The organism is Rhodanobacter sp. B2A1Ga4, from assembly GCF_018101315.1.
In the GTDB taxonomy this organism is placed as follows: domain Bacteria; phylum Pseudomonadota; class Gammaproteobacteria; order Xanthomonadales; family Rhodanobacteraceae; genus Rhodanobacter; species Rhodanobacter thiooxydans_A.
This window is the reverse complement of record NZ_JADBJR010000004.1, coordinates 194,286-217,648: the sequence shown is the minus strand read 5'-3', so window position 1 is coordinate 217,648 and position 23,363 is coordinate 194,286. Positions and strand designations below refer to the sequence as shown.

Sequence of the window (23,363 nt, the reverse complement as noted above, 5' to 3'; positions counted from 1 at the left end):
TTCTCCAGCTTCATGACTACCGTGGTTCGATTAACTACCTTGTTCTCATCGTTCCCTCATTGATTCTTGTGCCCCTCTCTGAAGCGGCGAAAGAATGTAGTTGATCACACGACGTTTTCCAGTGTTGATCTCAGAAGTCAAAGTCATCCCTGAGGTCAAATGCACAGTTACACCATCGATCACCAGCGCCGTCTTCATCATCCTCACCCGCGCTTGATAGACCAACCCGAGCTTCTCGTCCTGAATGGCGTCATGGGAGACACTCTCCACGATGCCCTCAATGTAACCGTAGCGTGTGTACGGAAAGCTCTCGACCTTGATCGTGGCTCGCTGCCCTGGTTGCACGAAGCCGATGTCCTTGTTGAGCACCGTAGCTTCCACTTCCAGCTGCTCGTTTTCGGGCACGATGGAGAGAATGGGCTGGGCGGGCGTGACCACACCACCTACGGTGTGCACCGCCAGCTGTTGGACCGTACCGGCCACAGGAGCGCGCAACTGCATGAGGGCATTGCGTTGGGTGGTCCTGGCTACTTCGGGCTCGAATTGCTGGATCTGCTCGCGCGCCTGACGCAACTCATCTAGCAACTGACGGCGCGTATCGGTCACGGTGACCGATAACTCTTCTCTCGCTCCGGTGATGGCGGAACGCAGTTCCGCTTGGCGGCTGCGTTGCCCAGCAAGGTCGCGCTCGGCGTTGATACGTTCTTGCTTGCGCTGCAGGTAGTCCTGCTTGGGAACGTAACCCTTGCCGAGCAGCTTTTCGTAGTCCACCACCCGGGTGCGCGAGATCTCCAGATACTGCTCCAGTGGAACAATCGCCGACTCGACCGTACGCAGCTCCGCCTGTTTTTGCGCAACCATCGCCTCAAGGCTCTGCTTCTTGGCCGCGAAGGCAGCAAATTGACTGAGTGCCAGTTGCCGGGTGGCTTCAAACCGATCCGCAGGCAGCCAGGCCTCGTTCGCCATTGCCGGGAGCGCCCCTGCATCCATCGCCTTGACCAAGGCCGTGGATCTTGCGGCGGCAAGTCGCGCGCTGATCAATGCTTCTTCAGCCTTTTTGCTATCGGCCGAAGTCGCGGTCGCGTCCAGTTCAACGAGAAGCTCGCCTTGTTTTACTGCTTGACCGTCATGAACCAGCACGCGATGCACCACCGCCGTTTCGGCTGACTGAATCACCTTGGTCCGGCTGCTGGTAACCGTCTTCCCCATGGCTACGGCAACGACGTCGAGCTTGCCCACACAGGCCCAAAGCAATGCCACGGTGAACAGCGCCATGATGACCCACAGGCTCCGGCGTGGTACCGGGGACAGGGGCGTGTCGGCCAACTCCAGATGTGCCGGCAGAAACGCCAGTTCCTCGCGCGTGCGCCGAATCGGCTCCAGGGCACGACGCTCCGCCCATGCCACACGAAAGACCTGACCGTAGCGCCGAAGCACGTCCCCTATGGCGCCCACTCTGCTCGTCATGTGCGTCAGCCCTGCTGCAATTGGGAGAGGTGCGCGAAGTGCCCATCGGGGTGCTTCAGCAATTCATCGGGCGACCCCGTTTCCACGATGCGACCTTTGTCGACGACGACGATGCGGTTGGCATGCCTCACGGTGGAAAGCCGGTGGGCAATGATCAGTACCGTGCGGCCTTGGCAGATGGAACGCATGTTGGCCATCACTGCGCGCTCCGACTCGTAGTCGAGTGCACTGGTGGCTTCATCGAAAATGAGAATGCGTGGGTCGGCCACCAGTGCGCGGGCGATCGCGATGCGCTGGCGTTGTCCGCCGGATAGGCTGGCGCCGTGTTCGCCAACGATGGTGTCGTAACCTTGCGGAAGCTCCACGATGAACTCGTGGGCGCCTGCCAATTCAGCCGCCCGAATCACTCGCTCCAGCGGCATGCCCGGGTCGATCAGCGCGATGTTTTCGCGCACGCTGCGATTGAAGAGAAAGTTCTCCTGCAGCACGACGCCCAGCTGGCGCCGCAGCCATGCGGGATCGGCCAGCGCCAGATCAGTGCCATCGACCAGGATGCGGCCGCGTTCGGGCACATAGAGTCGCTGCACCAACTTGGTCAGCGTGCTCTTGCCGGAACCGGAACGCCCGACGATACCGACCACCTCACCCGGCTGGATGTCGAGGTTGATACCCGCCAGCACTTCGGCGGTATCGGGGCGATAGCGGAAGCTGAGGTTTTCGAACGTGACCCGGCCCTGGATCGGCGGCAACGCCATACGGCTGCCACCCGCCTCCGTTCGGGTGTTTAGGATGTCGCCCATCCGCTCCATCGAAATGCCGACCTGCTGGAAATCCTGCCATAGCTGCGCCAGACGGACGATCGGCGTGGATACCTGGCCCGACAGCATGGTGAAAGCGATCAACTGACCGACCGACAGCGTGCCGTCGATCACCATCTGGGCACCCCAGTACAGGACTGCGACGCCGACCAGTTTCTGCAGCAGCTGCACGCCCTGCTGGCCGATGTTGGCCAAGTGGGTCACGCGGAAGCCGGCACTGACATAGCCCGCCAACTGGTTATCCCAGGTGCGCACCATGCGTGGATCCACCGCCATTGCCTTGACGGTACCGATGCCGGCGATCGTTTCGACCAGGAAGGACTGGTTGTCCGCACTACGCACGAATTTCTCGTTGAGGCGGGCTCGCAGGGTCGGCGTGATGGCCGCGGACCAGATGGCATAGAGCGGTAGCGAGATCACCACGATCAGGGTCAACCAACCGCTGTAGAAGAACATCACCGCCAGAAAGACGAAGGTGAACAGCAGATCCAGCACCGAGGTCAACGTCTGGCCGGTCAGGAAGTTACGGATGTTTTCCAGTTCGCGCACGCGGGCGATCGTGTCGCCCACGCGACGCGATTCGAAGTAGGCCAACGGCAACGCGAGAATGTGCCGGAACAGACGGGCACCCAGTTCCACGTCGATACGACTCGTGGTGTGGGCAAACACATACGTGCGCAGCCCTGATAGGACGACATTAAACAGCGTGATGACCACCAGGCCGACCGTGATGACGGTCAATGTGGTCATCGCGTGATGCACCAGCACCTTGTCCATCACCACCTGGAAGAACAGCGGTGTGACCAGGGCGAATAGCTGCAGGAAGAATGAGACAATCAGCACTTCCAGCAGCAGCTTGCGGTACTTCACCACCGCCGGAATGAACCAGCTGAAATCGAACTTAGCCAGCTCGGCCACCATCGAGGCGCGCGAGGCGACCGTCAGCAAACGGCCGTCATAACGAGCCAAGAGCTCATGGCGGGACAGGATGCTGGGACGCTGGAGCGCAAGGTCGTGGATGAGTACCTTCGCATCGTCGACCTTGGCCACGACGAACGCCGTGCCGTCATTCATGAGGGCAAGCGCGGGCAACGCCACGCGATCCAGACGCTCGGCAGGTTGTCGGACTACTTTGGCCTTGAGGCCCAGGCGCTTAGCCGCGAGCAGCAGCGCGGTCTCATCGAAAGGCTGATTGCCCCTGCCAGCGTCGTGCCGCAGTTGTGCCGCGTCCGCCGCAATACCGTGAAACTGGGCCAGCAACACCAGCCCTTGGAGCGGCTGATCGTTTGCGGCACCGGCCGCTTCCGAAGTTTCAAGCTTTTCGCGTTGCGGTTCGTCGGCAAGATCATCAGCAGTTACTGCGCCATCCATGCTCAGCCTCGGCTTCTCATACAAGATTAGAGAGGCATGCATCCATCACGTAATACGCGTTAGGGATTGGCCTCTTTCCAGAGGGGAATACCTGTTCTCAACACGCATGCGCTCGCCCCTGCATTACGAAACGCAACATCGTGCGCAACCGTAATTTCTTACTAAGTCTGCCCGCGGACGATGACAAATACAATTCGGCATTTGTGAAGTAGATCGCAGTTGTAAGAGGGGCATCTGAATAGAAGCCTGGTGGCGGCTCACTGGGGCTTGTCGTGTCGGGCTTCCCTGATAAACATTGACGGCATGGGCCGACAATGTCAGCTCGGCAAAGCTGTCTGCATCACGGCGGAGCGCGCATCTTCAAGGAGTTCCGCTGCCCAAGCGTTAGGAAATTTCGATTCTTTAGCTAATTTCCAAGGCCCTGACGCAAAGGCGTACCCGGAGCACCGAGATAGCCAGCCCTATGTCACTCCCGGCCGGAGCGCCCCGAGAACCGCTCCGGGTCGAAGCACACGCCCTAACCCTGATAACGATCGCCAATCACCGATAGTCATAGGATCGTGACTCAAAGCCAGCTTCGAGACGCTGCCGATGTATCAGGATGTCGGTGGTGAGCGACGGCCTTGGCTTCTCAGGTTCCGTAGAACTGGATACCGTGATGGCATAGCTCGGGGAGCGGCTCGTCGGGAAGAACGCACGTCATCGTAACGGGAAGCGCCAACGGCGGTGACACGGAGGTCAGCTCCAGCGTCGTGAGCTGCACCATACGTTCGTTGTTTCCCTTGGCCACCACCAAGGTGAGCAACAAGAAAACGTCTGAATCGTCCGACCCGCGGTGGGCTTCCACCAGATAGGCGGCTTGCACGGAGGGCTCACGCTCGTAGAGACCACGGAGCGCCAGCACCAAGGCATCCGTCGGCACGGATGGTAGGCACACTCCGACCTGCTCATTCGTCCCCAGCGTTTCCCTAGAAAAGACGCCAAGCGGGCGGCCTTCCAGGAGAGCGCCGATCTCCGGCGGATAGAACGTCAGCTGATCTCGGTTAGGGTTGAGTATCAGGGTTGCGCCGCGAGTCAGCTCAAAGAGCCGCCGCCCGGCCATGGCCACGATCATGACCTTGCCTGCGGCTGCCACTACCTCCGCTTGTTCCCGATCACTGAAAAACGGCAACACCGTCTGTCCGTTGTCGGGCCTGATGAACTGAACGAACCGGATGCGATCGGGCGGCGCAGGTCCGGTGGGAACGTGCGCATACACCGTGGCCTCCATGAGTGCCTTATAGAAGCGCTGCTCGGCATCCATGATATCCGTGGGATTCGAGGCGGCCCTCGCCGCTTCAAGCAACGCGTCAAGTGGTGATCTGGCTATCTTGGGCATGCGACATTCGACGAAAGTTGGTTCGCGTCGGCGATGGGTGCGATCGGCACCTACGAATTGTTCCGACGCCGTATTGGCAGATCATTCCGACGAAGCTACCCGCCGGGTGGGCTCGTCAAGCGCCGGCGTCTTTCGCGGTTCGCGCGAAAGACGTCCTCGAAGCGGTCAATGAAGTCGTGCGCCGCACCGCGGAAGCGTAGCGCGTCGGCAGGTAAAGACACACCCAACTCGCGAGCGATGTCCATCGCGTACTTCACTTGGCTGTCGGTCGGCAGCTGCAGGTCGGGATCAAGGCATGCTGCGAGCGAATTCGCAAAACATTCTGACAAGCGCTCAACAAATGCGAGGTCGAACTCTTCGTGGCAGGCCCGCTCACGCTGCACGCCAAGCGCCTCCCCGAGCCGATCGTCCATCGGCACGGGGATGGACCACTGATCTTCGAACACCAGTTGCAGGAGCATGGACTGGTTTCCTATCGGTCGTAGGGTGGCCAAACGCTGAGGCTATCAGCAAAACTACGAATATCGTAGTATCGGCGACGCGGCAAAGCAACGAATCTCGTAGGGGTTATCCTCCACGAGAATTCCATGTCGCGCCCAAGCGAACCGTCATCCATCTTCAGCAAGCGGCTGAGGCAAGCGCGTCAGGATGCCGGTCTATCCCAGAAGGATCTGGGCATCCTCGCCGGTCTGGATCCCTTCGTGGCTAGCACACGCATCAATCGATACGAGCAGGACGTTCATGCCCCGGATCAAGCGACGGCGAAGCGCCTGGCGAAAGCGCTCGGCGTGCCGCTGGCGTATCTCTACGCCGACAACGAACGGCTTGCTCGAATGATCCGTGCCTTCAGCGCGCTGGATGCCACTGAGCAAGATAGGCTTCTACAGGCCATTGAACACGCGTAAGTGCTCTCCCTTAGGCCTCCTTGCCATTCAACAACCGGTCGAGAAAGGATGTGCGCTGCGGCGTATTGTTTTGTTGCACCTCGTTCTTCTGTGGGCTGACGTAGTCCGCCAAGGGCAACCCCCCTCCTAAGAGGGGCACCGGACGGCGTAATAGTCGATTCGGCGCGTTTTCGGGCCTATCGCCGCGCTTCGAAACAATCCACGGCGGATCGTAAGCCCAGCGCCGGGGATACTCGACTTCTTCACGAAAATTCTTGCCAATCGATCTCGACACGCGCTGGGAGCCAATAGATATCCTTAGCCATCATGCTTTCGATGCACTGGATGAGCAGGCCCACATCAGGGCGCACCCAATCAATCCGAGCAATAGACGGTAGTAGCGTGTACAGAGCCGCCAGGTGCTGACAAAGGCGATCGTAGTCGAGACAAGCGAACGCTTCTCGAACCAGCGCCAATATCGCGATGAAGCCGAAAAAGTCACCACGCAGGGCGAGTGCCGCAGAATCCTCCCATTCCGTCGGCGAAGGTGCACCATCGTAGAGCATGATCCATCGTCTCTCGTTGTTGGGCTCCGTCACGAAAAATGGTGAGACCGTACCTCGAGCAGCGTTGGCGCTCAGACGGTTCGGCGTTAACAACGTCCCGACCGCGTGGACCCATTTCGTCCCGGGAATCGCCTGCTCGAATCGATTGACCCAGGTCTCGCTCACATACCGCTTTCCGCGCCTCCACTCGCTCAATAGTGTTCGCTTCAAGCCATCGCCACTTTGAGGTGATGCGTAGGCGTCGAATCGGTCGATGAACGCGTCTATCTTGGTGTCACCTGACGCCTGCCAAGCGTGCCGCACCCAAAGTCGGGTTGCCAGGATGCGTAGTTCTGTTCTCATCGCGCCTGCGCGCTCCTATCACCGAAGTGTCGTGAAGTCTAGACCAATGTTTTGCAATGCGCGCTGCACACCAACTCACGAGTCTCGATCCGAGCACTAGCAAGCCCTACCGTTGGGCCGACGTGTGACCAAGCACGCCCTACCAAGACTGCAGAAGACATTGCATAGATGGCCACTCAGACAGAGCGCGAAGCGGATCTCCGCACCCGATTCGGTGACGTACTGACACTGACAGACTTGGCCGTGGTGCTGAGGTACTCCAGCGTTGGCGCCATCCGCAAAGCAAATAGCCGTGGTCAGTTGCCTGTGCAGCTCGTCAAGATGACGGGACGGCGAGGATGGTTCGCAACCGCCGAGGCGGTCGCGGAATATTTAGCTTCGCTCGAAGAGGCGCGCAAGCAGGCAAACCAGCCTGACTAACCGTCCCAACCCCCGAAGTCCTTAGCTCAAGCGCCTTGGTTGGGTTTCTACCCGCCCCCGTAGACGCAGGAGGTCCCATCCGATGGATGTCTAGTCGATTTAGCCGCCAATCCCGCGCGCACAAAAAAAGCCCACAGCGCGCCAACGCTACGGACTTTGATTTTGCTGGTACACGACTTGCCCGCAATTTAGTGTGCGATCCCCTCCCTAGTCAAGCAACGGGCGCCCTTTCTTGGGCGGCCGCGGCTCCCCGCTGCCTGGTTTCGAACCAGGAAGTTGACTCACCCATTGGGAAAATTCGTGCCGCAAGAACTCCACGCATCTACACATCGTCGGCCTACCCAACTGCCGCGACGCGCTCCGTGGTGCCACCAATCCTTCGTCGTAGCGGCTAGTCCTCGCTGCGCCAAAACGCGCGCCCCACCACCGACGCCTTCCATGACTGGGCGCATTGCCCAGCGGGCGCTCGTGTCTGGGACGCGCCTACCACCCCAGCCTGCACTCAATCGATCTGCCATCACCGGCAGGGTCGACGCATTCACTTGGAGAAAATTCATGTCATCGGCAGCCCTTCCATTCGATCCACGGGCCCTCACCGCAAGCGAACTCAGCAATGAGGATGTCTACATCACCTATTCGCCAAAGGCCGCACGTGCCGTCTCGCTTGTCGGCATTACCCGCCTGGCCTTTTTTCTCAAAAACGAGTTTGACCCGGCGGCGGAAGCCGTGGTCGAGCGGCCACGCAGCCTCGAGCTGTATTCAGGCCGTACCGTGGAGCTCGACTTTTGGACACGCGGGACCGACGGCCGCGAAACCTTTTGGGCAGTCCAAGGTATCGAGGAATGCGAACGTGTCCAGGGCGGCCTCCAGGCCAAGGACGCCACCGTTTGGGATCAGGCCGCCCATCGAGCAGGCCTTTCACTACGTTTCGTCTTTGAGCACGACCTGCAGCATCGAGCGCAATCCATTGCCAATTACCTGCGCCTTTTACCCCACATCCAAGCAGCGCGACGCCGTGCCGAGGTTCCCTCCATTGCTGGGAGGGTGAAGGAGCTGTTCTCTCCGGTCGTGACCTCACTCTCCTTCCAGCAAATTGAAGGGTCGTTGAGCCAAATCCCGGCAGATGTAGTGCGTATGGCTACGTGCACCTTGCTGCACGAGGGTTGGCTGGGGTTTCAGAAGGAGTTGCCGCTCAGCAGCCACAGTCGCCTGACGCGGGGGGCGAATGATGGCTACTGACGTCTCCGCTGCACAAATGGCGGATGCGCTCCGTTGGAAGCGTCCGGATCAAAGGCTCGTCCTCGATCGCCATCAGGCGCAATTCCAGTCGCGCTGCGATGCCTTGCAGGCCTACATACTTGGCGCCTCGGTGCGTCACGCGGCGATAGACCACGGGGTCAACCGAGTGACACTCACCAGCGTGATCGCGAAGGCCTTTTCGGTCGCCCCAGATGGAGGACTGTACGGCTATCGGGCGTGCCTGCCCTGGGGTGCGCGCCAAACCTCGGAGATGGTTGCTTCCGTTCCAACCCAGGGTGCGCCCTATGCGCTCAAGTCCCTGTTAAAAGTACTCCCCGAAGTCCGGGATCTGACCGGCACTTTCATTGCGCCCCTGCCGCCCGGAAGATTGCCGCCCTCGTTCTGCCGGTTGATGCGAGAGATTCGCGGAATCGTCTCGAAACGCTTCGGCAACAACTGTTGGCCGCTGGGCCAGAAAGACAAGGGAAGACGGGCGTTTGCTCGCTACATCAGGGGCATGCGCAAAGACGCGCTCGTTGCCGGCAACCTCGACGCAACGACTTTGCCTGAGCCCAAGATCCAGTCGCTCAGCCAACTGTTTCATCGCCAACCGTACGACCGCTGTGAATTTGATGCCCACTGCAAAGATGTGCACTTCATGCTGGAAGTGCCCAACGCACGCGGGGAACCCATCAAGCTCAAGATTTCGAAAGTCTGGGTTCTGGTTGTCGTTGAGGTCGACTCCTCCGCTGTGTTGGCGTGGAAGATCGTCTTCGGGCGCGGATACACCGCTCTCGATGTCGCTCAATGTTATGCATCCTCCCTGCGCCCGTGGACTCCAAGGGCGCTTTGTGTTCCCGATTTGAACTACGAGCCGGGTGCGACCATGCCGCAGAACCTAGAGTTCGGGGCCATGAGTGGCCGGGTCACGGCGATGGACAACGCCTTGGCGCATAAGGCGAGCCTGCCCCTCGAAGCATGGGTGGGCAATTACGACGGCATCTTGCACTTGGGCAAACCGCACACGCCGGAGGGGAGGCCCGCGGTCGAGCACTTCTTCAACCGCCTGGAAATTGGTGCACTCCGCGATTTGCCCGGAGGCTACATCCCGACACGTCACCTCGGGAAAAAGGCCACGCCCGTATCCGAATGGCGAAGCACAGATCACCCCATCTCTTTCCAGGCACTGGAAGACGTCATGGACGTGATCATGACCAGCTACAACATCACGCCGTTGCCCGCTCGGCAAAATCGCAGCCCGATCGACATCCTTCTCAACTACCCCAATACCCCGCATTTCTGGCCGTCACCGCCGCACAACGAACTGGATGCCAAGGCACTGACCTCTGAAATTCGTACCGTCAGGTTTCGCGGCTCCCAGCGCCACAATAAACCCGTCCATGTGCGTTTTATGGGTGTCGTTTATCGCCACCCTACTCTCGACAAGAACTGGGACCTGTTGGGTAGTAACTACAAAGCCCAGATTGATCTCGAAGATTTGCGCACGCTGGTGCTCATCGACGAATCGCTCAATCACGTGTGCACATTGACCGCGTCGTCGCCCTGGAACATCCATCGCCACGACATCACCACGCGCCGTCGCATTCTCAAGCTGAGCCGGAGTGGCGAACTGGAAATCCGCGGCGCGCACAGCGCGATTTCCGCCTACGCAGCCTTCACGCTCAAGAGCTGCCAAGAAGGCCGCGCGAACGCCGCTGATCAGATCGCTCGCCTGATGCAACTCACCACCAGTGGGGCGATAACCGTGTCGTTTTCCGACCCAGCCGCTCCTCAAGACGTGAAACCCTCCACGGAGACGCCGCTCACTGGCCGCGTTTCCTTTGACCACGTGAAGGACTGATCCATGAGCACGCATCCCATGTTCAAAGATGAAGGGCGTCCCGAAGTCGCCACCCGGCCGACGATTCTCCTGGCCGAGGCTATTTTGATCGCGCTGGAGGATGGCTACCGAGGCATTCAAGTGGCCGGGCGATCCGGAGACGGAAAATCCACCGCGTCCCGCTACCTTCGCTCGCACCCCAGTTGGCTCAAGCAGCCCACGCCGACCGCGTGGGTGAGCATGCCGCGGCGGAGTAACGGATCGGACAATGTCTTTTATAAGGTGATCCAAGGAGCGCTCAACCTTACGTCCCATCCACGGGCCGCAGCGATTGATCGCCTCTCTCACATCGTCGACCGGATCTCAGCCGAGTGCGAGCAGATGGCCGCCCGCCGATTCGTCCTGTTCATCGATGAAGCCCAGCGATTGAGCAAGGATGACTATGAGTACCTCGCCAATATAGACGACGGCGTAAGCCTGGACGGGTATCGGCTCTTCTGCGTGTTCGTCAACCAGTCGGATGACTCATCGGCTGAAAAGGATAACCGGCGCTGCCAGATCGATGACATGCCGCCGCACGTTGTCCGCCGTTTCTTTATGGCGGATCACACCTTTCGTGGCTTGGTCGGCATTGCTGAAATTGCGGAAGCGCTGGGTCGCTACGACGCCATGGAACACGAGGGTGTCCCGTTTAGCGCGTACTTCGCGCCTCAGGCGTACGAAAAGGGATGGCGCTTCGCCAGTGATGCACAGAAATTCGTGAAGGCCGTCGACGAGATCCGAAAGGAGGCCAATCTAAACGGCCAGAGTGACTTCCCGATGATGATTCTTGAACTGGCCGTCAAGCGCTTGCTGGTTCATATCGCAGGTGGCCAAGAGGTCTTTCGAGAGTTCTCCTACGAAAGCATCAAGGAGGCCATCATGCGCGCTGGCTACTTGAAATTGGAATTCTCTCGCGCGAGGCAGTTGCGCGGATGAATAGACACATTGCGGCACTTACCAAGATCCAAAGGCTTATCGGTGGCGATCTTGCACAGGTCCCCTACATCTCCTCTTTTGGGCGCGCCTACAGACTTTCACGGCTCAATGGCCTTTGGCTGACGCAATTGCCCGAAGTGCTCAAGACAACTTCCACGATTCAAGCAGGGCTCCGCGGCGGAATCGTTCCATGGAAAGAGATGGACGGCTGGGAGGCATCGCTTTGGGGTCGGGAGCATGACCTTCTTCCGCACCATTGGGAGGACTGGCATCCCTTTAGCGACAAATCCGAGGCTCACGCAGACCTTCTGCGCGGCTGCCGCCAGTGTCTTGCGTATGGATTCCACACCATGCTCCACCAGTTGCCGTGGATCGCGACCTGTCCGTGGCACGGAGACGGCCTTGTTAAAAATTGTACGTGTGGGCGCTCATTGCTACCGCACAAGGGGCGCAGTGCCGACTTCCGACTTCTTCACTGTCCTTGTGGGATTGATCACTACCAACGCAACAAAGCGCTACTCGGCATGCATCAGTGGCCGAAGGATCAGGTGACTCGCGCGATTCACGAGTATCTCCACTCTACGGGTCGAACAAGAAAGACGACTCGCCTTCTTCCCGCGGGTCGCCTCTATAAGAGGGAGGACTACAGGTTTGTCTCACAAAATGCCTTTCCTCGGGGCAGCGACGAGCTTTGCGCCTCCTCTCCATTCGCACGGTCTGGGTTCGACGAACACTCTATCGGGCATGCGACAAGCAACGAGGAAGTCGGAGCGATCCTGCGAACGTGGTGGCAGCCAACCTTCTTACGACCAGGCCTCCCCTGTCCTGTCCTCAAGGAGCACTGCGATCAGGTCGTAGCGTACGGATTGGATGCCCGACGCCAGCTCGATGCGCTGAACTTCTCGGCGACCACTATTGAGGTGAGCTCGGCGAACATCTCTGTGCTTGGCTTTCCAATCCTGACAATCGACCCGGATCGGGTTCCTGCAGCTGCCGTCAACGCATCGATCGCCAGCGCAAAAAGTGTCGGACGGCAGTTGCTACTTGCTGTCTATGCATCGCCGGAAGCAACCACGGGCGCGGATTGGCTAACACCGATGGATGAGCTCACCTTGTGGGCGATGCAGTCGCGGTCAGCGAAGGTGCTTGCGCATGCCCTTTCGTATCTGACTTCGCTTTGTGCCATCGACAACATTCGCACCACAGTCGAGTACATCCGATCCGGGCGTGAGGAGCCCCACTTCGCACTGATTCTTGGCCAGCCGATCGCGCTGGTTTCGTTCGACCCTACGCTGCATATCCGTATCGGCTACCAGCTTCCTGTAACCACCACGCAAGGAACCACCTATGACTCTCTATGAACATCTGGATAGCCACAGCGAACGGACACGGGTCGCTATTGAGTCAGACCTAGCGAGGTACTGTTCGTGGTGCCAGCGGATGGAGGTGATGCCGATCCCAGCTTCCGAGGACCAAGTCGCGGCTTGGTTGGAGGATGCGATCGACGAAGGCCTTAAAGTCTCCACGATCAGGCGCCTCCTCTACAGCGTAGGGCAAGCGCACGAAGCCCGAGGATTCATCCCTCCGTCAAAGCAGCGATCGTGGAAGCCTCGTTGGGATCAACTCATGGCGAAGCTTGAGCTCAATGGACAGACTGAACGTTCGCAAGCCGACGAATTGAATGCGGTCAACGTCGCTAAGGTCTTGGCTACCCTCGGCGACTCTCTGCACGAACTTCGCGACGGTGCATTGCTGGCTCTGGCTCTCGACACGCTCTTCAAGCCATCGGAACTGGTCGAGCTTTGCCGGGAGCACATCATCGAATCCGCCGACGGGAGTGGCCAAGTTTGCTTCATACCTGAAAACGGTTCGGCATTTGCCTACTCCGATACGCGATGGATCTCGCCGGATACCCTGAGGCGAGTCCTTCGTTGGTGCGAAGCGGCGGGTATTCTGCACGGCCCGCTTGCTAGGCCAATCGGGGGACGGCGTAAGGGACCGAAAGACGCCTCGTCACTGGCTCTTAGATCGCAAGAGCTCAGCCGCATCTTTCGTCGACGGGCTCAGGCGGCTGGCCTCATTGGGTACTTCACTGCCTACTCTCCCCGCGTTGGGGGCGCCATGGATTTGGCGCGTGCTGGAGCTACCGTAGAGCAAATCCGGACTGCTGGCGGGTGGCGAAGCGCATTTGTTATCGATCGGAGCACGTCGGACCTTCGCGGAGCGACACCTGCGATGAGGTCACTCAGGCTGTTTCGCGAAAGCTAGCCGCCTTGGTCAACTCAGCGGCCAAAGTTTTTTGGTCGATTGAGTTCCATTGCATAAATTTCTTGGCATGCCGGCGCGCGTTGTATAAGTCTCTTGGCACGAGCGCGCGCTGGCATAACTTTCCTGGCACGGTCTGGTACCAAGCACAGCGATAGTCCGACACGTGTTTCTAAGTTTTTCAAGTAGTTACTGCGGCCTAAGTTTCTTGGCCGCATCCAGTACCACTTCAGCCTCATGGGCGTCAGATGTATTGACGTTGCGCAGTCGAGCAAATGTTTCTTCCAATACGTCCAGCCGTGCTTGGCTGGCGGCGCGCTGGGTCTCCGCTTCTCGCCGGTGGTCCCGTTCGGTGGTCAGTTGAGTTTCGGCCGCCCCGAGCTGGGCCTGCAGATGCGCCTGCCCTTGTTCGGCCTGAGCCAACCGCATCTGCAGGGTCGGATGCTCCTTGGCCAGCGGCAGATTCGCGTCGTAGGCGTGCTGCAGTTTCTGATGCTCGGTGCGGAACTGGCGGAACTCCTTGTCGAGCTGATTGATATGCTCAGTCATCCGGGCATTATCGCGGTTGAGCTGCAGTAGCTCGTGGTTCTTGCTCGTGACGGTGTCATTGGCTTGTCGCAGCTCGACCTGCAGTCCCTGCACCTGGTGTTCGTGTCGGCGCTGCTCTTGATCGCGCTGTTCCTTGACGGCCGTCCGATAGTGCTCCAAGGCATCGCGGGCGTGCTGGTGTTTGTCTTCCAGCGACTGAATGTGCGCTTCGTGCTCGGTCAACCGAGTAGCCATGCCGGCGACCCGCTCCTCCAACTGCTGGACGAGCAACGCGCGATCACGAAGCCCCTGCTGGGTCTGTTCGTGCGCAGCCTTTTCGTCCTGCAGGGCGATATCGGTGCGCTGAAGCTGCGTGCTGAGCGCTGTGGCTTCTTGGCGGTGCTGTTCCACAGCTGCGGTCAGCGCGTGGCGTTCCGCCGTGATGCGTTCTTGCGCCGCGGTGATCCGGACTTCGGCCTCCTCGTGCAGGCGTTCGGCCAGCCTGCCGACCAGATCCTGCAAGGCATCGCTGATCGCCACCGTCGCGCCGACACGAGGCCCGTCCTCGGCCTCCAGCTCCTTCAGATAGCGGTGGATGGTGGTCTTGGAGCCGGTATTACCCAAGGCCACCCGTAAGGCGTCGACCGACGGATGCTTTCCTTGCGCCAACAGACTGTCTCGCGCCTTCTGGACCTCGATCTTGTACAAGCCGCCACGTGCCATACCAGTCCCCGATGGATTTCATAATGCATTACATACCATGTAATTACATACCAATCAATACGAATAATGTCAGAGAGAAACGTAATTTCTGAGGCGGGATAATGTTGGATTATCCCGCCCGATGCTGCTTAGACGCGAAAAAGGCGCCCGACTCCCGTACAGATGCCTGACACTGAGCGGCTAGCCAGAACGGCCGGGCATCAATCGAATGCTCAGACCATGTAACCAATGTCGGAGGCGCCGGTTGGGTAAGCGAATATCGTGTTCTTCAGGTCCGCAGCGGTGAGATCGTGGCGGATCGCGAGTGCGAAGAGATTGATGACTTCTTCGGCATGCGGACCCACGAGATGGGCGCCCAAAATGCGATCGCTGGCCTCGTCGACCAACACCTTGAATCCGTAGACGGGCTCGGCCGCTTGGCGGGCCGTGAACCAGCCTGAGGCTTTTTGCGATTTCATCTTGAACTTCAGCCCTTCCTCGCGGGCTTTGGCTTCGCTCAGCCCCACGGTCGCCATGGGCGGGATCGTAAAGACCACGCTCGGCACGCCCCGATAATCAGGTCGCCGGTGATTGCCCTTGAGGAGGTTTGCAGCCACCACTTTTGCGTCGTGGCTCGATACGGGTGTCAACGGCGGTCCGGCCTGGGCGGCGTCGCCCGCCGCGAAAACCGCGGGATTGGACACGCTCTGCAGGTACTCGTTGAGAATGAGGCGACCGTGCTCGTTGGCGATGCCCGCCGCTTCGAGATCGAGCGATTCCAGGGCAGGCGCTCGCCCGGCGGCGTGTACGACGAGATCGGCGTCGACGGTCGTTCTTTCACCATGGGAGCTTGAGCGCACCCGGTAGCCAGCGACTGTTTTTTCGATCGCCTCGACCGTGGTTTCCAGACGCACATCCACGCCGAGGATATCGAACGCCTGCATCAGCCACCCGACGAGATCCGGATCAAATCCGTTCAACAGGCGCGCACCATGCTGAAGAATGGTCACCTGTGCGCCGGCGCGAGCCGCGATGTGCGAGAACTCAGCCGCGATGTAGCCGCCACCGACCAGTACGATACGCTGCGGCAACGCCGGTAACGCCAGGAAGTCCTCGTTGGTGACCAGATGCTCCTCGCCCGGGATATGCAGTTTGACCGGTTCCGCACCGGAGGCAATCACTACGTGTTTGGCATCGAGGCAGTCATCACCGACCGCGATGGTGTTCGGCCCCGTGAACCTGGCTTGCCCATGATAGGTATCGATCCCCTTTTCGCGATATCGCTGTTCATGGTTCGCCGGCACGGGATCCGTGAAGCTGCGCTTGAACGTCATCAAATCGGGCCAGTCGATCGCGACGTTTCCGGTCACGCCTTTACCCCGCATCCGTCGGACGTGATCGGTGGCATCCACGCCGCCGATCAACATCTTTTTAGGATCACAACCACGCAAAGCACAGGTACCGCCGAAGGGACGGTAATCAATGACCGCCACACGCCAGCCGGCGGCACGTGTCTGCATCGCAGCCACCATCGCGGCAGTCCCGGTCCCGATCACGACGAGATCATACGGTTTGACCATGGCGCTCTCCTTTAACTCGGTAAGGGGATTGTTGTCCGTCACACGTGAAGGCCCTACGTAATTTAGAACGCGGCAATTCGGGTGCGTAGGAATTCCTCATCCTGTTCGGATAGGTCCGCCAGGTTCTTCAGTGCTGGCAGGCGGCGTACCTCGTCCATGGCCATCGGAAAATCCAGGTGGGGGTTGACGCGGTGGTAAGCCGAGCCGAGCAGGCCTGCCGCCAACAGATTGATGTACTGCGACTGGCTTTCGTTGACGACGTTGTGGAAATGCGCGCCCCAAGCCAGGCGCCCACCGCTACGCAAGCGATCCGGGTCGTAGGGCATGGCGCATTGTTCGCCGGTGCCCACCGACAGCACGGCCAGTTGTTCCAGACAGGTGGCACCAAGATCGTAGGGCGGTGCGATGCCGCGACGACTCGGGCGGCCGAACCGGAACGCCTCGACCACACCCAGCAGTGCGGGATTGTTGGCATACAGCCCACCGTCGACGAGGTCGGTCAGATGTTCCGTCGAATGAGCAGCGAAGAAGGTCGGTGCAGCGGATGTGGCCAGCGCCAGTTCGGCGAGGCGATCATCGTCGTGCCATACCCCTGGCTTGACATAGTCGCTCCGAAACAGATGAGGCCGAGCGTTGATCAGCGAGACTGCAGTGACGCAGACATCGGTCTGCACCTCAGCTAGCGTCAGGTCGCCAAAAAAGGCTTGCATGGCCTCACGTAACGCATCGCTGCGGTAACGGGGGCGGAAGTTCCCCATCCACCCGAAGCGCCGCATCGCTGAGCCGAAGATGCGTGGCAGATGTGCCTCGTACAACGCCGATATCTCGCTCACCGGTTGGCCGAGCGCCAGTGCCAGAGCGATGATCCCGCCGGTCGAGGTGCCGCAGATGAGGTCGAACCGGGCACCCAAAGGAAGCACGACGCCGGTCAGCATATTCAGATACCCCTCGACGCGTTCGAGAATCTTGAGGGTCAGGTATCCGCGGGCGCCACCGCCATCCAGTGTCAGCACCGAAAACAACGAGGTTGCGGGATCAGCATGAGGCGTTGGGGGCGGCACGGGATTCATGGGTGACAGGGCGTTTAGCTCTGAGCCTGATCCGTCTTGTTACTTTCCGAGGAAGGCGTCGCCGCCGGCACCGTTTCGTGCTCGGCGCGCGCCGAGAAACGCTGCAAGCACGCCGGGCCGCAGAAGTGCGCGACGTAGGCCATGCCTTCCGGCGTCAGCGCGGCGCTCAGCGGGATCTCTGTGCAACAGATCGCGCAATTGACGATGGGGGTGTGGAGCGTATTCATGGGGAGGTCCCCCTGCGGTCGAGGTCTCGTGATCAGCGCACCGTCGGCCGGCGACACGGTCATGACCGCTTCCGCAAGGCTCGCAACGCGCTCGTCAATGACAGTATGAATAGTGTGGCTAACCCGAGGATGGCAACACCGAAGTGGTTGCTGAGCGCAGCACCCGCGGTTGTCCCTGACAGGAGGAGTGCCAACAGCGGAAGGTGGCAAGGACACGTCAGCAAGGCGAGCACACCCCAGGCGTAGGCTCGCCCACGCGAGGTGTGTGTTGCTCCGTTGAGATCGGTATTACGCATGGGTGCTTTCCGCTTCAGCGCGCGAAGACTGGGCAGTCACCATCGTCACCAACTGCTGATCCAGCAGCGCCAGCGTCTCGCGTCGTGCCGCAATCCACAAATGTAGGCGCGCCACGCATTCTTCGACGTCGGTGGTACCGCGGTCCAGCGCGTGACACAGGCGAACCAACTCATCCAGGCCGATGCCGGCCTCGAAGGCCATGCGCACGCATCGCAGCCGCGCCAACGCCGGGCCATCAAAGATGCCGTAGCCACTCTCTGTGCGCCACGCTGGGTGGACCAAGCCACGCAACACGTAGTCGCGCACCACGTGAACGCTCACGCCAGCGTCCTGCGCCAGTTTGGATATCGTGTAGGCGGTCACGGTCGTCTCGCTTCGATGCTCGCCTTGCCGCGTTCCTCGGTGAAGGAGCGCGGCTTCAGGAAGGCAGCGCGGCATGCCGTGCTGCAAACCGGTTCGGAATCCTGTCCGTCCTCAAACACGAACACTGAGTCGTAAGGAATCCACGTACCGCAAACAACGCACTCGACCACTGGCAGGCTGCAACAGCTCATGGTTCTACCTTCCTTTCGGCTATCCCGCGCAGCACGACAGCTGTTTTACATCCTTGGTGAAGGTCTGCGCCGCCAGCTTCAAGCCCTCGACCATCGTCAGGTACGGGAACAACTGATCGGCGAGCTCCTGCACTGTCATGCGTGCCCGGATGGCCAGTGCGGCAGCCTGGATGATCTCGCCCGCTTCTGGCGTGACCGCCTGCACCCCGATGAGCCGGCCGCTGCCGGCCTCAGCGACCAGCTTGATAAACCCGTGGGTGTCGAAGTTGACGAGCGCCCGTGGCACATTGTCCAGTGAAAGCGTGCGGCTATCGGTCTCGATACCTTTCAGGTGAGCCTCCGCTTCGCTTAGGCCCACGGTTGCGACCTGGGGCTCGGTGAACACCACCGCTGGCATCGTGGTCAAGTCCAGCACCGCTTCACCACCGGTCATGTTGATGGCGGCACGCGTACCGGCGGCGGCCGCCACGTAGACGAACTGTGGTTGGTTGGTGCAGTCGCCAGCAGCGTAGATGTGCGTCGCACTGGTTTGCATACTGCGGTCGATTACGATGGCGTTCTGGGCATTGACGGCAATACCCGCGGCATCCAGCGCGAGACCGCGTGTATTGGCGGTGCGGCCGGTCGCGACGAGCAGTTGATCGGCACGCACTTCGCCGCGCCCGGCGGTGAGCACGAATTCACCGTTCGTATACGCGACCTGGCTCGCTTGCGTGTGCTCCAAGACCTCAATGCCTTCGGCGCGGAACGCCGTCGTGATGGCCTCACCAATGGCTGGATCTTCACGGAAAAACAGCGTGCTGCGCGCCAGGATCGTCACGTGACTGCCCAATCGGGCAAACGCTTGCGCCAGCTCCACCGCAACCACTGACGAGCCGATGACAGCGAGTCTTGGCGGAATGGTGCCGCTGACCAGTGCCTCCGTGGATGTCCAATACGGGGTTTCCTTCAAGCCCGGGATGGGCGGAACCGCCGCGCTGGCACCGGTGGCGATCAGGCAGCGATCGAAGGAGACCTCCGATTCATCCCCCGCCATCGACTTGACGACCAGCGTGTGCGCGTCCTTGAAACGCGCTTCGCCATGCAGCAGCTGAATGTTGGGGTTGGTGTCGAGAATGCCCTCGTACTTGGCGTGACGCAGTTCGTCGACACGACCTTGCTGTTGGGCAAGCAGTCGGTCACGCCGAACCACCGGCGCCATACTGGAGATGCCATCATCGAACGGACTGGTTCGGCGCAGGTGCGCCACGTGCGCGGCGCGGATCATGATCTTTGAGGGCACACAACCGATATTGACGCAGGTGCCGCCGATGGTGCCGCGCTCGATGACCGTCACGCGAGCGCCGAGTTCCGCGGCCTTCAGTGCCGAAGCCATGGCCGCGCCGCCGGTGCCGATGACAGCGACACGCAGACGCTGCTCGGCATCGATGGGCTTGGTGTCGACATCGCTGCGGGGCTTGAACAGACCGCCCAACGAATCCAGCGCCTGGTTGAGCCTGGACGGCTTGGCCGCGGGTATGTCGGCGTGCGATGACGGAGCTGCGGCGACGCGGTAGTTTTTCGGCAAGGTCGCGTTGAGTTGATCCAGACTCAAGGGCTGGATGCTGCGGATGTGCGCCACGCCCTGCGGGTAGGTGACGTCGGCCGCGACGATGTCGGTGAGCGTCTTGAGCGCCTTTTCGACATGCCGAGCACAATCCGCGCAGGTCATGCCGGTCACGGAAAGGGTTTGTTCGTTCATGATGTTCCTGGCAAATAGGGGTGTGCCGCTTCGGTTTCGAGCCGAGCGGCACACCGTTGAATCGATAGAGGGTCATACCAACATCGCAGTCGCGGCATGGCCCGATCAGCAGCAATAGGGCACCACGACGATCAACAGAAGCACGATGCCGATGACGATCGCCGCTGTGATGAGGTCGGTTTTCTTGGCAATCAGCCACGCCTTCATGTGTTTCATCTCCGGATGTATTGCCAAGGAGCCTGACCGTTGGCTATTCGCGGGCTCGATCCAAGGTCCCTGCCAGCCGAAGGTCATGGCGGCCACTCAGCAGCAGGTGCGGTCTCGGCTCGCTCCGCCGTGACTTTTTCCCGGCGGGGATACGAGATCCCAGATCGATACCGCGACCATCAACACCAGACCGGGATAGAGCAACCACGCCGTGGGCAACCCCATGGTGCTCATGAGCAAGGCGGCCGCCAGCACCAGGACGGGACCGATCATGCCAAGGATCATCCGTGGCCATTGCCGATGACGAAGTCCGCCGATCACATTGGCTAGCAAGGCGAGGACGGCGAACAGCGGAAGCAGGTAACGGATGAACACGCCCTCATACTGGCTCAAAAAGCCCAGCCCGATGGCGGCACCCAGGCTGGCGAGGGCGGGAAAGCACGCCGCGCAGCCCATCGCCGTGACGATGGCACCGATCACGCCGGCTTTGTCGGCCGTGCGCGTAAGAGGATTAGGAAGGGACATGGGAATGGCCTTGGACGCTTCAGTGCTTAACGGTGGAGGGGTAGCCCGCATCCGTCGTGGCGCTGACGAGTGCCTGCGTGCTGGTCTTGGCATCATCGAAGGTCACAACGGCTTCCTTCTTGTCGAACAGGATCTCGGTCTTTTCGACACCGGGAACCTTGGACAGCGCTTTCTTGACGGTGATGGGACACGCGGCGCACGTCATGCCGGACACCGACAGGGTGGCGGTCTTCGTAGCCGCCCAGGCAGGCGCGGAAATGGCACTGGCAAGGACGATGAGAGCGGCAAGTTTCTTCATGGGTGGATCCTCCGACGGGTCAGTAAAACAGCGGGGTGAGATAGGGAAAGGTCAGTGCCACGAGCACCAGGGCTGCGACGATCCAGAACAAGACTTTGTAGGTGGTCCTGACCTGCGGCACAGCGCAGACATCACCGGGCGCGCACGCCGCGGCAGGCCGGTAGATGCGTCGCCAGGCGAAGACCATCGCGATCAGCGCTGCGCCAATAAAGTACGGGCGGTACGGCTCAAGCACGGTCAGGTTGCCGATCCAGGCGCCACTGAACCCAAGGGCGACCAAGACCAGCGGACCAAGGCAACAGGTCGACGCCAGTAGTGCGGTGATACCCCCGGCCAGAAGAGCGCCGGAACCTGTTTTCTGGATGCCTTGGGTATTTTTCATGGAGGGCTCTGCATGGATGGGGAAGCTATGGAAGCACTCTATTCGCGTACTTAGGTACAGAGTCAAGCGCCAGGATTTCTAGCGTCAACCCGCTGCGATCAGTTGGTGCTCCAGCAGGCTGCGCAGACAAACCGCGAGATCGAATGCCCCGTCGATGGCCCGCGCCGCCGCATGCGCGGCCTCCAGATCACGCGTATCGATCAGCGCGGCGATGCAGGCGAAGCTCGCTGCGTCCAGCACTGTCATCGCCACCTCACCGCCATCGCGCCACAACACGACCTGTTCGCCGCGACCATCCAGCTGCAGCCGCTCGTCTTCGGGGGCGGTGGCGTAACGCCAGATCGTCAGCACCGGATGCGCACTGGCCAGCAGGCGCACGCTGGGATGCAACTGCCAGGGTAACGGTGGCGTGTCGTCGAGCGTGGCCGGGGCCAGTGGCGATGCTTCAGCGGCCAGTGCGGACTGCTGGCGTAGCCACTCCAAATGCGCCACATCAGGCAAATAGGCAAATGCTGCCGCTTCGGGCATCGTAGCCAGAAACGCGGCGAAGGCGCCGCCGAACGCCTGCAGGTTGCCGCGCGTCGACGGATGATGCAGGCGATAGCGCATCGCGGTGGCTTCGAAGAAGTCCTCGCCGACCAAGGCTCGCACCGCGGGGTACGTGGCGCGCAGCGTTTCAATCTGCGTACTGGCGATGGCGTTACCGTACACCTGCAACCGTGCAGCGGGGGCGAGGCCGGCACTGACAACCCACTGCGCGAAGTCACTGCCGCGATCGAGCACGGCGTTGGCGAAACCGCGTTGCAACTCAAGCAATGTGGGTGCGGTGACCATTGAACAGGGCCTCGGCGCGACCGACTTCCGCCAGCAACACCTCAAGTTCGGGAATGTCCTGATCCCATTCGATCAGGGTGGGCACGAGGCCGAACAGGTCCAGTGCCTCGGCGTAAAGCGCCCAGACTTCAGCATCCACCGGCCGGCTGTGGCTGTCGATCAATAGCGGTAGCGCGAGATCGGTCTTGCGAGTAAATCCACCCAGGTGGATCTCGCGCACCGCCGTGCGCGGCATCGCACGCAGATAAGCATGCGCGTCGAAGCCGTGATTGACGCTATTGACGTAGACGTTGTTGACGTCGAGAAGCAGGCCGCAGCCGCTGCGACGTATCAGTTCGGCGACGAACTCCCACTCGCTCATCTCGGCGTGTTGGAACGTGAGATAGCTGGAAACGTTCTCGACCAGGAACTCGCGGCCCAGCGCGTCCTGCACCTGCTGCACGCGCGTCACCATCAGATCCAGCGCCTCCCGGGTGAACGGTAGCGGCAGCAGGTCGTTGAGGTGGATGCCGCCGATCGCGCCCCAGCAGATGTGATCGGAAACCAGCCCCGGTTCGAAGCGTTGCACCAGCGCACACAGCGTCGCCAGATGCTCGTCGTCGAATGTGTCGGCCGATCCCAGCGAGAGGCCGACACCGTGCAGGCTCAGCGGATAGTCGGCGCGCACATACTCGATCGCCGCATGCAGTGCTCCGCCGTCTGCAAACAAATTCTCACTGTGCACCTCGAACCACGCCACGCGCGGACGTTCGCTCAACACCCGCTGCAGGTGTGGCGCGCGCAGACCGATCCCGACTCCATAAGGAGCTGAGATCGGTCGCGCCGCGAGCGTGCTCGCGTCGTGCATCAT

General features: G+C 60.5%; 24 protein-coding genes. 6 read left to right on the top strand and 18 right to left on the bottom strand.

The window, feature by feature from the left end; translation table 11 throughout:
* Positions 1-45: 45 nt before the first annotated feature.
* The 4 genes from IMW82_RS14160 to IMW82_RS14145 all read right to left on the bottom strand — a co-directional run bounded on the left by IMW82_RS14160 (position 46) and on the right by IMW82_RS14145 (position 5,495).
* A complete protein-coding gene (locus IMW82_RS14160; protein WP_211004994.1) occupies positions 46-1,467 on the bottom strand; it encodes an HlyD family type I secretion periplasmic adaptor subunit in 1,422 nt (473 codons plus the stop codon).
* A gap of 5 nt (positions 1,468-1,472) precedes the next feature.
* Positions 1,473-3,656 (bottom strand): type I secretion system permease/ATPase, encoded by a 2,184-nt coding sequence (locus IMW82_RS14155; RefSeq protein ID WP_211004993.1) that lies wholly within the window; start codon positions 3,654-3,656, stop codon positions 1,473-1,475.
* A 631-nt stretch (positions 3,657-4,287) separates the two neighbouring features.
* Positions 4,288-5,034: an SseB family protein gene (locus IMW82_RS14150; RefSeq protein ID WP_211004992.1), complete on the bottom strand. Its 747-nt coding sequence runs from the start codon at positions 5,032-5,034 to the stop codon at positions 4,288-4,290.
* Positions 5,035-5,129: 95 nt separating this feature from the next.
* The gene (locus IMW82_RS14145) at positions 5,130-5,495 is read right to left on the bottom strand and encodes a hypothetical protein (protein WP_211004991.1); all 366 of its coding nucleotides are present in this window, start codon (positions 5,493-5,495) and stop codon (positions 5,130-5,132) included.
* 126 nt (positions 5,496-5,621) lie between these two features.
* On the opposite strand from IMW82_RS14145, the gene IMW82_RS14140 reads away from it, so the two are divergent.
* A complete protein-coding gene (locus IMW82_RS14140) occupies positions 5,622-5,939 on the top strand; it encodes a helix-turn-helix transcriptional regulator (RefSeq protein WP_211004990.1) in 318 nt (105 codons plus the stop codon).
* Positions 5,940-6,181: 242 nt separating this feature from the next.
* Here IMW82_RS14140 and IMW82_RS14135 read toward each other — a convergent pair whose 3' ends face one another.
* Positions 6,182-6,649 carry a hypothetical protein gene (locus IMW82_RS14135; protein ID WP_211004989.1) on the bottom strand — a complete coding sequence of 156 codons (468 nt, stop codon included), beginning with the start codon at positions 6,647-6,649 and terminating at the stop codon, positions 6,182-6,184.
* Between the two features lie 345 nt (positions 6,650-6,994).
* Between IMW82_RS14135 and IMW82_RS14130 the strand changes: the two genes are divergently transcribed.
* From IMW82_RS14130 to IMW82_RS14110, 5 genes are all read left to right on the top strand, one after another.
* Positions 6,995-7,246 carry a hypothetical protein gene (locus tag IMW82_RS14130; RefSeq protein WP_211004988.1) on the top strand — a complete coding sequence of 84 codons (252 nt, stop codon included), beginning with the start codon at positions 6,995-6,997 and terminating at the stop codon, positions 7,244-7,246.
* Positions 7,247-7,801: 555 nt separating this feature from the next.
* Positions 7,802-8,485, top strand: coding sequence for a hypothetical protein (locus IMW82_RS14125; protein WP_211004987.1), 684 nt, complete (start codon positions 7,802-7,804; stop codon positions 8,483-8,485).
* Positions 8,472-10,346: a hypothetical protein gene (locus tag IMW82_RS14120; RefSeq protein WP_211004986.1), complete on the top strand. Its 1,875-nt coding sequence runs from the start codon at positions 8,472-8,474 to the stop codon at positions 10,344-10,346. Before IMW82_RS14125 ends, IMW82_RS14120 begins: the two co-directional genes overlap by 14 nt.
* Before the next feature lie 3 nt (positions 10,347-10,349).
* Entirely contained in the window at positions 10,350-11,303 is a 954-nt protein-coding gene (locus IMW82_RS14115) for an ATP-binding protein (protein WP_211004985.1), read from the top strand.
* Positions 11,300-12,664: a hypothetical protein gene (locus IMW82_RS14110; protein WP_211004984.1), complete on the top strand. Its 1,365-nt coding sequence runs from the start codon at positions 11,300-11,302 to the stop codon at positions 12,662-12,664. The genes IMW82_RS14115 and IMW82_RS14110 overlap by 4 nt, the downstream gene beginning before the upstream one ends.
* A gap of 226 nt (positions 12,665-12,890) precedes the next feature.
* Here the strand turns inward: IMW82_RS14110 and IMW82_RS14105 are convergent, their stop codons facing one another.
* The 13 genes from IMW82_RS14105 to IMW82_RS14045 all read right to left on the bottom strand — a co-directional run bounded on the left by IMW82_RS14105 (position 12,891) and on the right by IMW82_RS14045 (position 23,363).
* Positions 12,891-13,148 (bottom strand): hypothetical protein, encoded by a 258-nt coding sequence (locus IMW82_RS14105; protein ID WP_136257093.1) that lies wholly within the window; start codon positions 13,146-13,148, stop codon positions 12,891-12,893.
* 609 nt (positions 13,149-13,757) lie between these two features.
* Positions 13,758-14,804, bottom strand: a complete 1,047-nt coding sequence (locus IMW82_RS14100) for a DNA-binding protein (protein WP_345777136.1) — start codon at positions 14,802-14,804, stop codon at positions 13,758-13,760.
* A 227-nt stretch (positions 14,805-15,031) separates the two neighbouring features.
* Positions 15,032-16,378 (bottom strand): NAD(P)/FAD-dependent oxidoreductase, encoded by a 1,347-nt coding sequence (locus tag IMW82_RS14095; protein WP_211004982.1) that lies wholly within the window; start codon positions 16,376-16,378, stop codon positions 15,032-15,034.
* A gap of 62 nt (positions 16,379-16,440) precedes the next feature.
* Positions 16,441-17,448 (bottom strand): CBASS cGAMP-activated phospholipase, encoded by a 1,008-nt coding sequence (locus IMW82_RS14090; protein WP_211004981.1) that lies wholly within the window; start codon positions 17,446-17,448, stop codon positions 16,441-16,443.
* Positions 17,449-17,462: 14 nt separating this feature from the next.
* Positions 17,463-17,675 carry a DUF3330 domain-containing protein gene (locus IMW82_RS14085; RefSeq protein WP_244754337.1) on the bottom strand — a complete coding sequence of 71 codons (213 nt, stop codon included), beginning with the start codon at positions 17,673-17,675 and terminating at the stop codon, positions 17,463-17,465.
* A 59-nt stretch (positions 17,676-17,734) separates the two neighbouring features.
* Positions 17,735-17,971 (bottom strand): broad-spectrum mercury transporter MerE, encoded by a 237-nt coding sequence (merE, locus tag IMW82_RS14080; protein ID WP_211004980.1) that lies wholly within the window; start codon positions 17,969-17,971, stop codon positions 17,735-17,737.
* On the bottom strand, positions 17,964-18,335 hold the full coding sequence (gene merD / locus IMW82_RS14075; protein ID WP_211004979.1) for a mercuric resistance transcriptional repressor MerD: 372 nt from the start codon (positions 18,333-18,335) through the stop codon (positions 17,964-17,966). Before merD ends, merE begins: the two co-directional genes overlap by 8 nt.
* A gap of 210 nt (positions 18,336-18,545) precedes the next feature.
* Positions 18,546-20,267, bottom strand: coding sequence for a mercury(II) reductase (merA, locus tag IMW82_RS14070; protein WP_211004978.1), 1,722 nt, complete (start codon positions 20,265-20,267; stop codon positions 18,546-18,548).
* Positions 20,268-20,570: 303 nt separating this feature from the next.
* Positions 20,571-20,999, bottom strand: coding sequence for an organomercurial transporter MerC (merC, locus tag IMW82_RS14065; protein WP_211004977.1), 429 nt, complete (start codon positions 20,997-20,999; stop codon positions 20,571-20,573).
* A gap of 19 nt (positions 21,000-21,018) precedes the next feature.
* Positions 21,019-21,297 (bottom strand): mercury resistance system periplasmic binding protein MerP, encoded by a 279-nt coding sequence (gene merP / locus IMW82_RS14060; protein WP_211004976.1) that lies wholly within the window; start codon positions 21,295-21,297, stop codon positions 21,019-21,021.
* A gap of 19 nt (positions 21,298-21,316) precedes the next feature.
* Complete coding sequence (gene merT, locus IMW82_RS14055) at positions 21,317-21,679, bottom strand: mercuric ion transporter MerT (protein ID WP_211004975.1); 363 nt, start codon at positions 21,677-21,679, stop codon at positions 21,317-21,319.
* 84 nt (positions 21,680-21,763) lie between these two features.
* Positions 21,764-22,513 (bottom strand): DNA-binding domain-containing protein, encoded by a 750-nt coding sequence (locus tag IMW82_RS14050; protein ID WP_211004974.1) that lies wholly within the window; start codon positions 22,511-22,513, stop codon positions 21,764-21,766.
* Positions 22,488-23,363: a DUF692 domain-containing protein gene (locus IMW82_RS14045; protein ID WP_244754336.1), complete on the bottom strand. Its 876-nt coding sequence runs from the start codon at positions 23,361-23,363 to the stop codon at positions 22,488-22,490. Before IMW82_RS14045 ends, IMW82_RS14050 begins: the two co-directional genes overlap by 26 nt.

Excerpts from the sequence above, each read along its gene's own strand:
- IMW82_RS14160 (WP_211004994.1), bottom strand. The coding sequence starts at position 1,467 with ATGACGAGCAGAGTGGGCGCCATAGGGGACGTGCTTCGGCGCTACGGT.
- IMW82_RS14155 (WP_211004993.1), bottom strand. The coding sequence starts at position 3,656 with ATGGATGGCGCAGTAACTGCTGATGATCTTGCCGACGAACCGCAACGC.
- IMW82_RS14150 (WP_211004992.1), bottom strand. The coding sequence starts at position 5,034 with ATGCCCAAGATAGCCAGATCACCACTTGACGCGTTGCTTGAAGCGGCG.
- IMW82_RS14145 (WP_211004991.1), bottom strand. The coding sequence starts at position 5,495 with ATGCTCCTGCAACTGGTGTTCGAAGATCAGTGGTCCATCCCCGTGCCG.
- IMW82_RS14140 (WP_211004990.1), top strand. The coding sequence starts at position 5,622 with ATGTCGCGCCCAAGCGAACCGTCATCCATCTTCAGCAAGCGGCTGAGG.
- IMW82_RS14130 (WP_211004988.1), top strand. The coding sequence starts at position 6,995 with ATGGCCACTCAGACAGAGCGCGAAGCGGATCTCCGCACCCGATTCGGT.
- IMW82_RS14125 (WP_211004987.1), top strand. The coding sequence starts at position 7,802 with ATGTCATCGGCAGCCCTTCCATTCGATCCACGGGCCCTCACCGCAAGC.
- IMW82_RS14120 (WP_211004986.1), top strand. The coding sequence starts at position 8,472 with ATGATGGCTACTGACGTCTCCGCTGCACAAATGGCGGATGCGCTCCGT.
- IMW82_RS14115 (WP_211004985.1), top strand. The coding sequence starts at position 10,350 with ATGAGCACGCATCCCATGTTCAAAGATGAAGGGCGTCCCGAAGTCGCC.
- IMW82_RS14110 (WP_211004984.1), top strand. The coding sequence starts at position 11,300 with ATGAATAGACACATTGCGGCACTTACCAAGATCCAAAGGCTTATCGGT.
- IMW82_RS14095 (WP_211004982.1), bottom strand. The coding sequence starts at position 16,378 with ATGGTCAAACCGTATGATCTCGTCGTGATCGGGACCGGGACTGCCGCG.
- IMW82_RS14090 (WP_211004981.1), bottom strand. The coding sequence starts at position 17,448 with ATGAATCCCGTGCCGCCCCCAACGCCTCATGCTGATCCCGCAACCTCG.
- IMW82_RS14085 (WP_244754337.1), bottom strand. The coding sequence starts at position 17,675 with ATGAATACGCTCCACACCCCCATCGTCAATTGCGCGATCTGTTGCACA.
- merE (WP_211004980.1), bottom strand. The coding sequence starts at position 17,971 with ATGCGTAATACCGATCTCAACGGAGCAACACACACCTCGCGTGGGCGA.
- merA (WP_211004978.1), bottom strand. The coding sequence starts at position 20,267 with ATGAACGAACAAACCCTTTCCGTGACCGGCATGACCTGCGCGGATTGT.
- merC (WP_211004977.1), bottom strand. The coding sequence starts at position 20,999 with ATGTCCCTTCCTAATCCTCTTACGCGCACGGCCGACAAAGCCGGCGTG.
- merP (WP_211004976.1), bottom strand. The coding sequence starts at position 21,297 with ATGAAGAAACTTGCCGCTCTCATCGTCCTTGCCAGTGCCATTTCCGCG.
- merT (WP_211004975.1), bottom strand. The coding sequence starts at position 21,679 with ATGAAAAATACCCAAGGCATCCAGAAAACAGGTTCCGGCGCTCTTCTG.
- IMW82_RS14050 (WP_211004974.1), bottom strand. The coding sequence starts at position 22,513 with ATGGTCACCGCACCCACATTGCTTGAGTTGCAACGCGGTTTCGCCAAC.
- IMW82_RS14045 (WP_244754336.1), bottom strand. The coding sequence starts at position 23,363 with ATGATGCACGACGCGAGCACGCTCGCGGCGCGACCGATCTCAGCTCCT.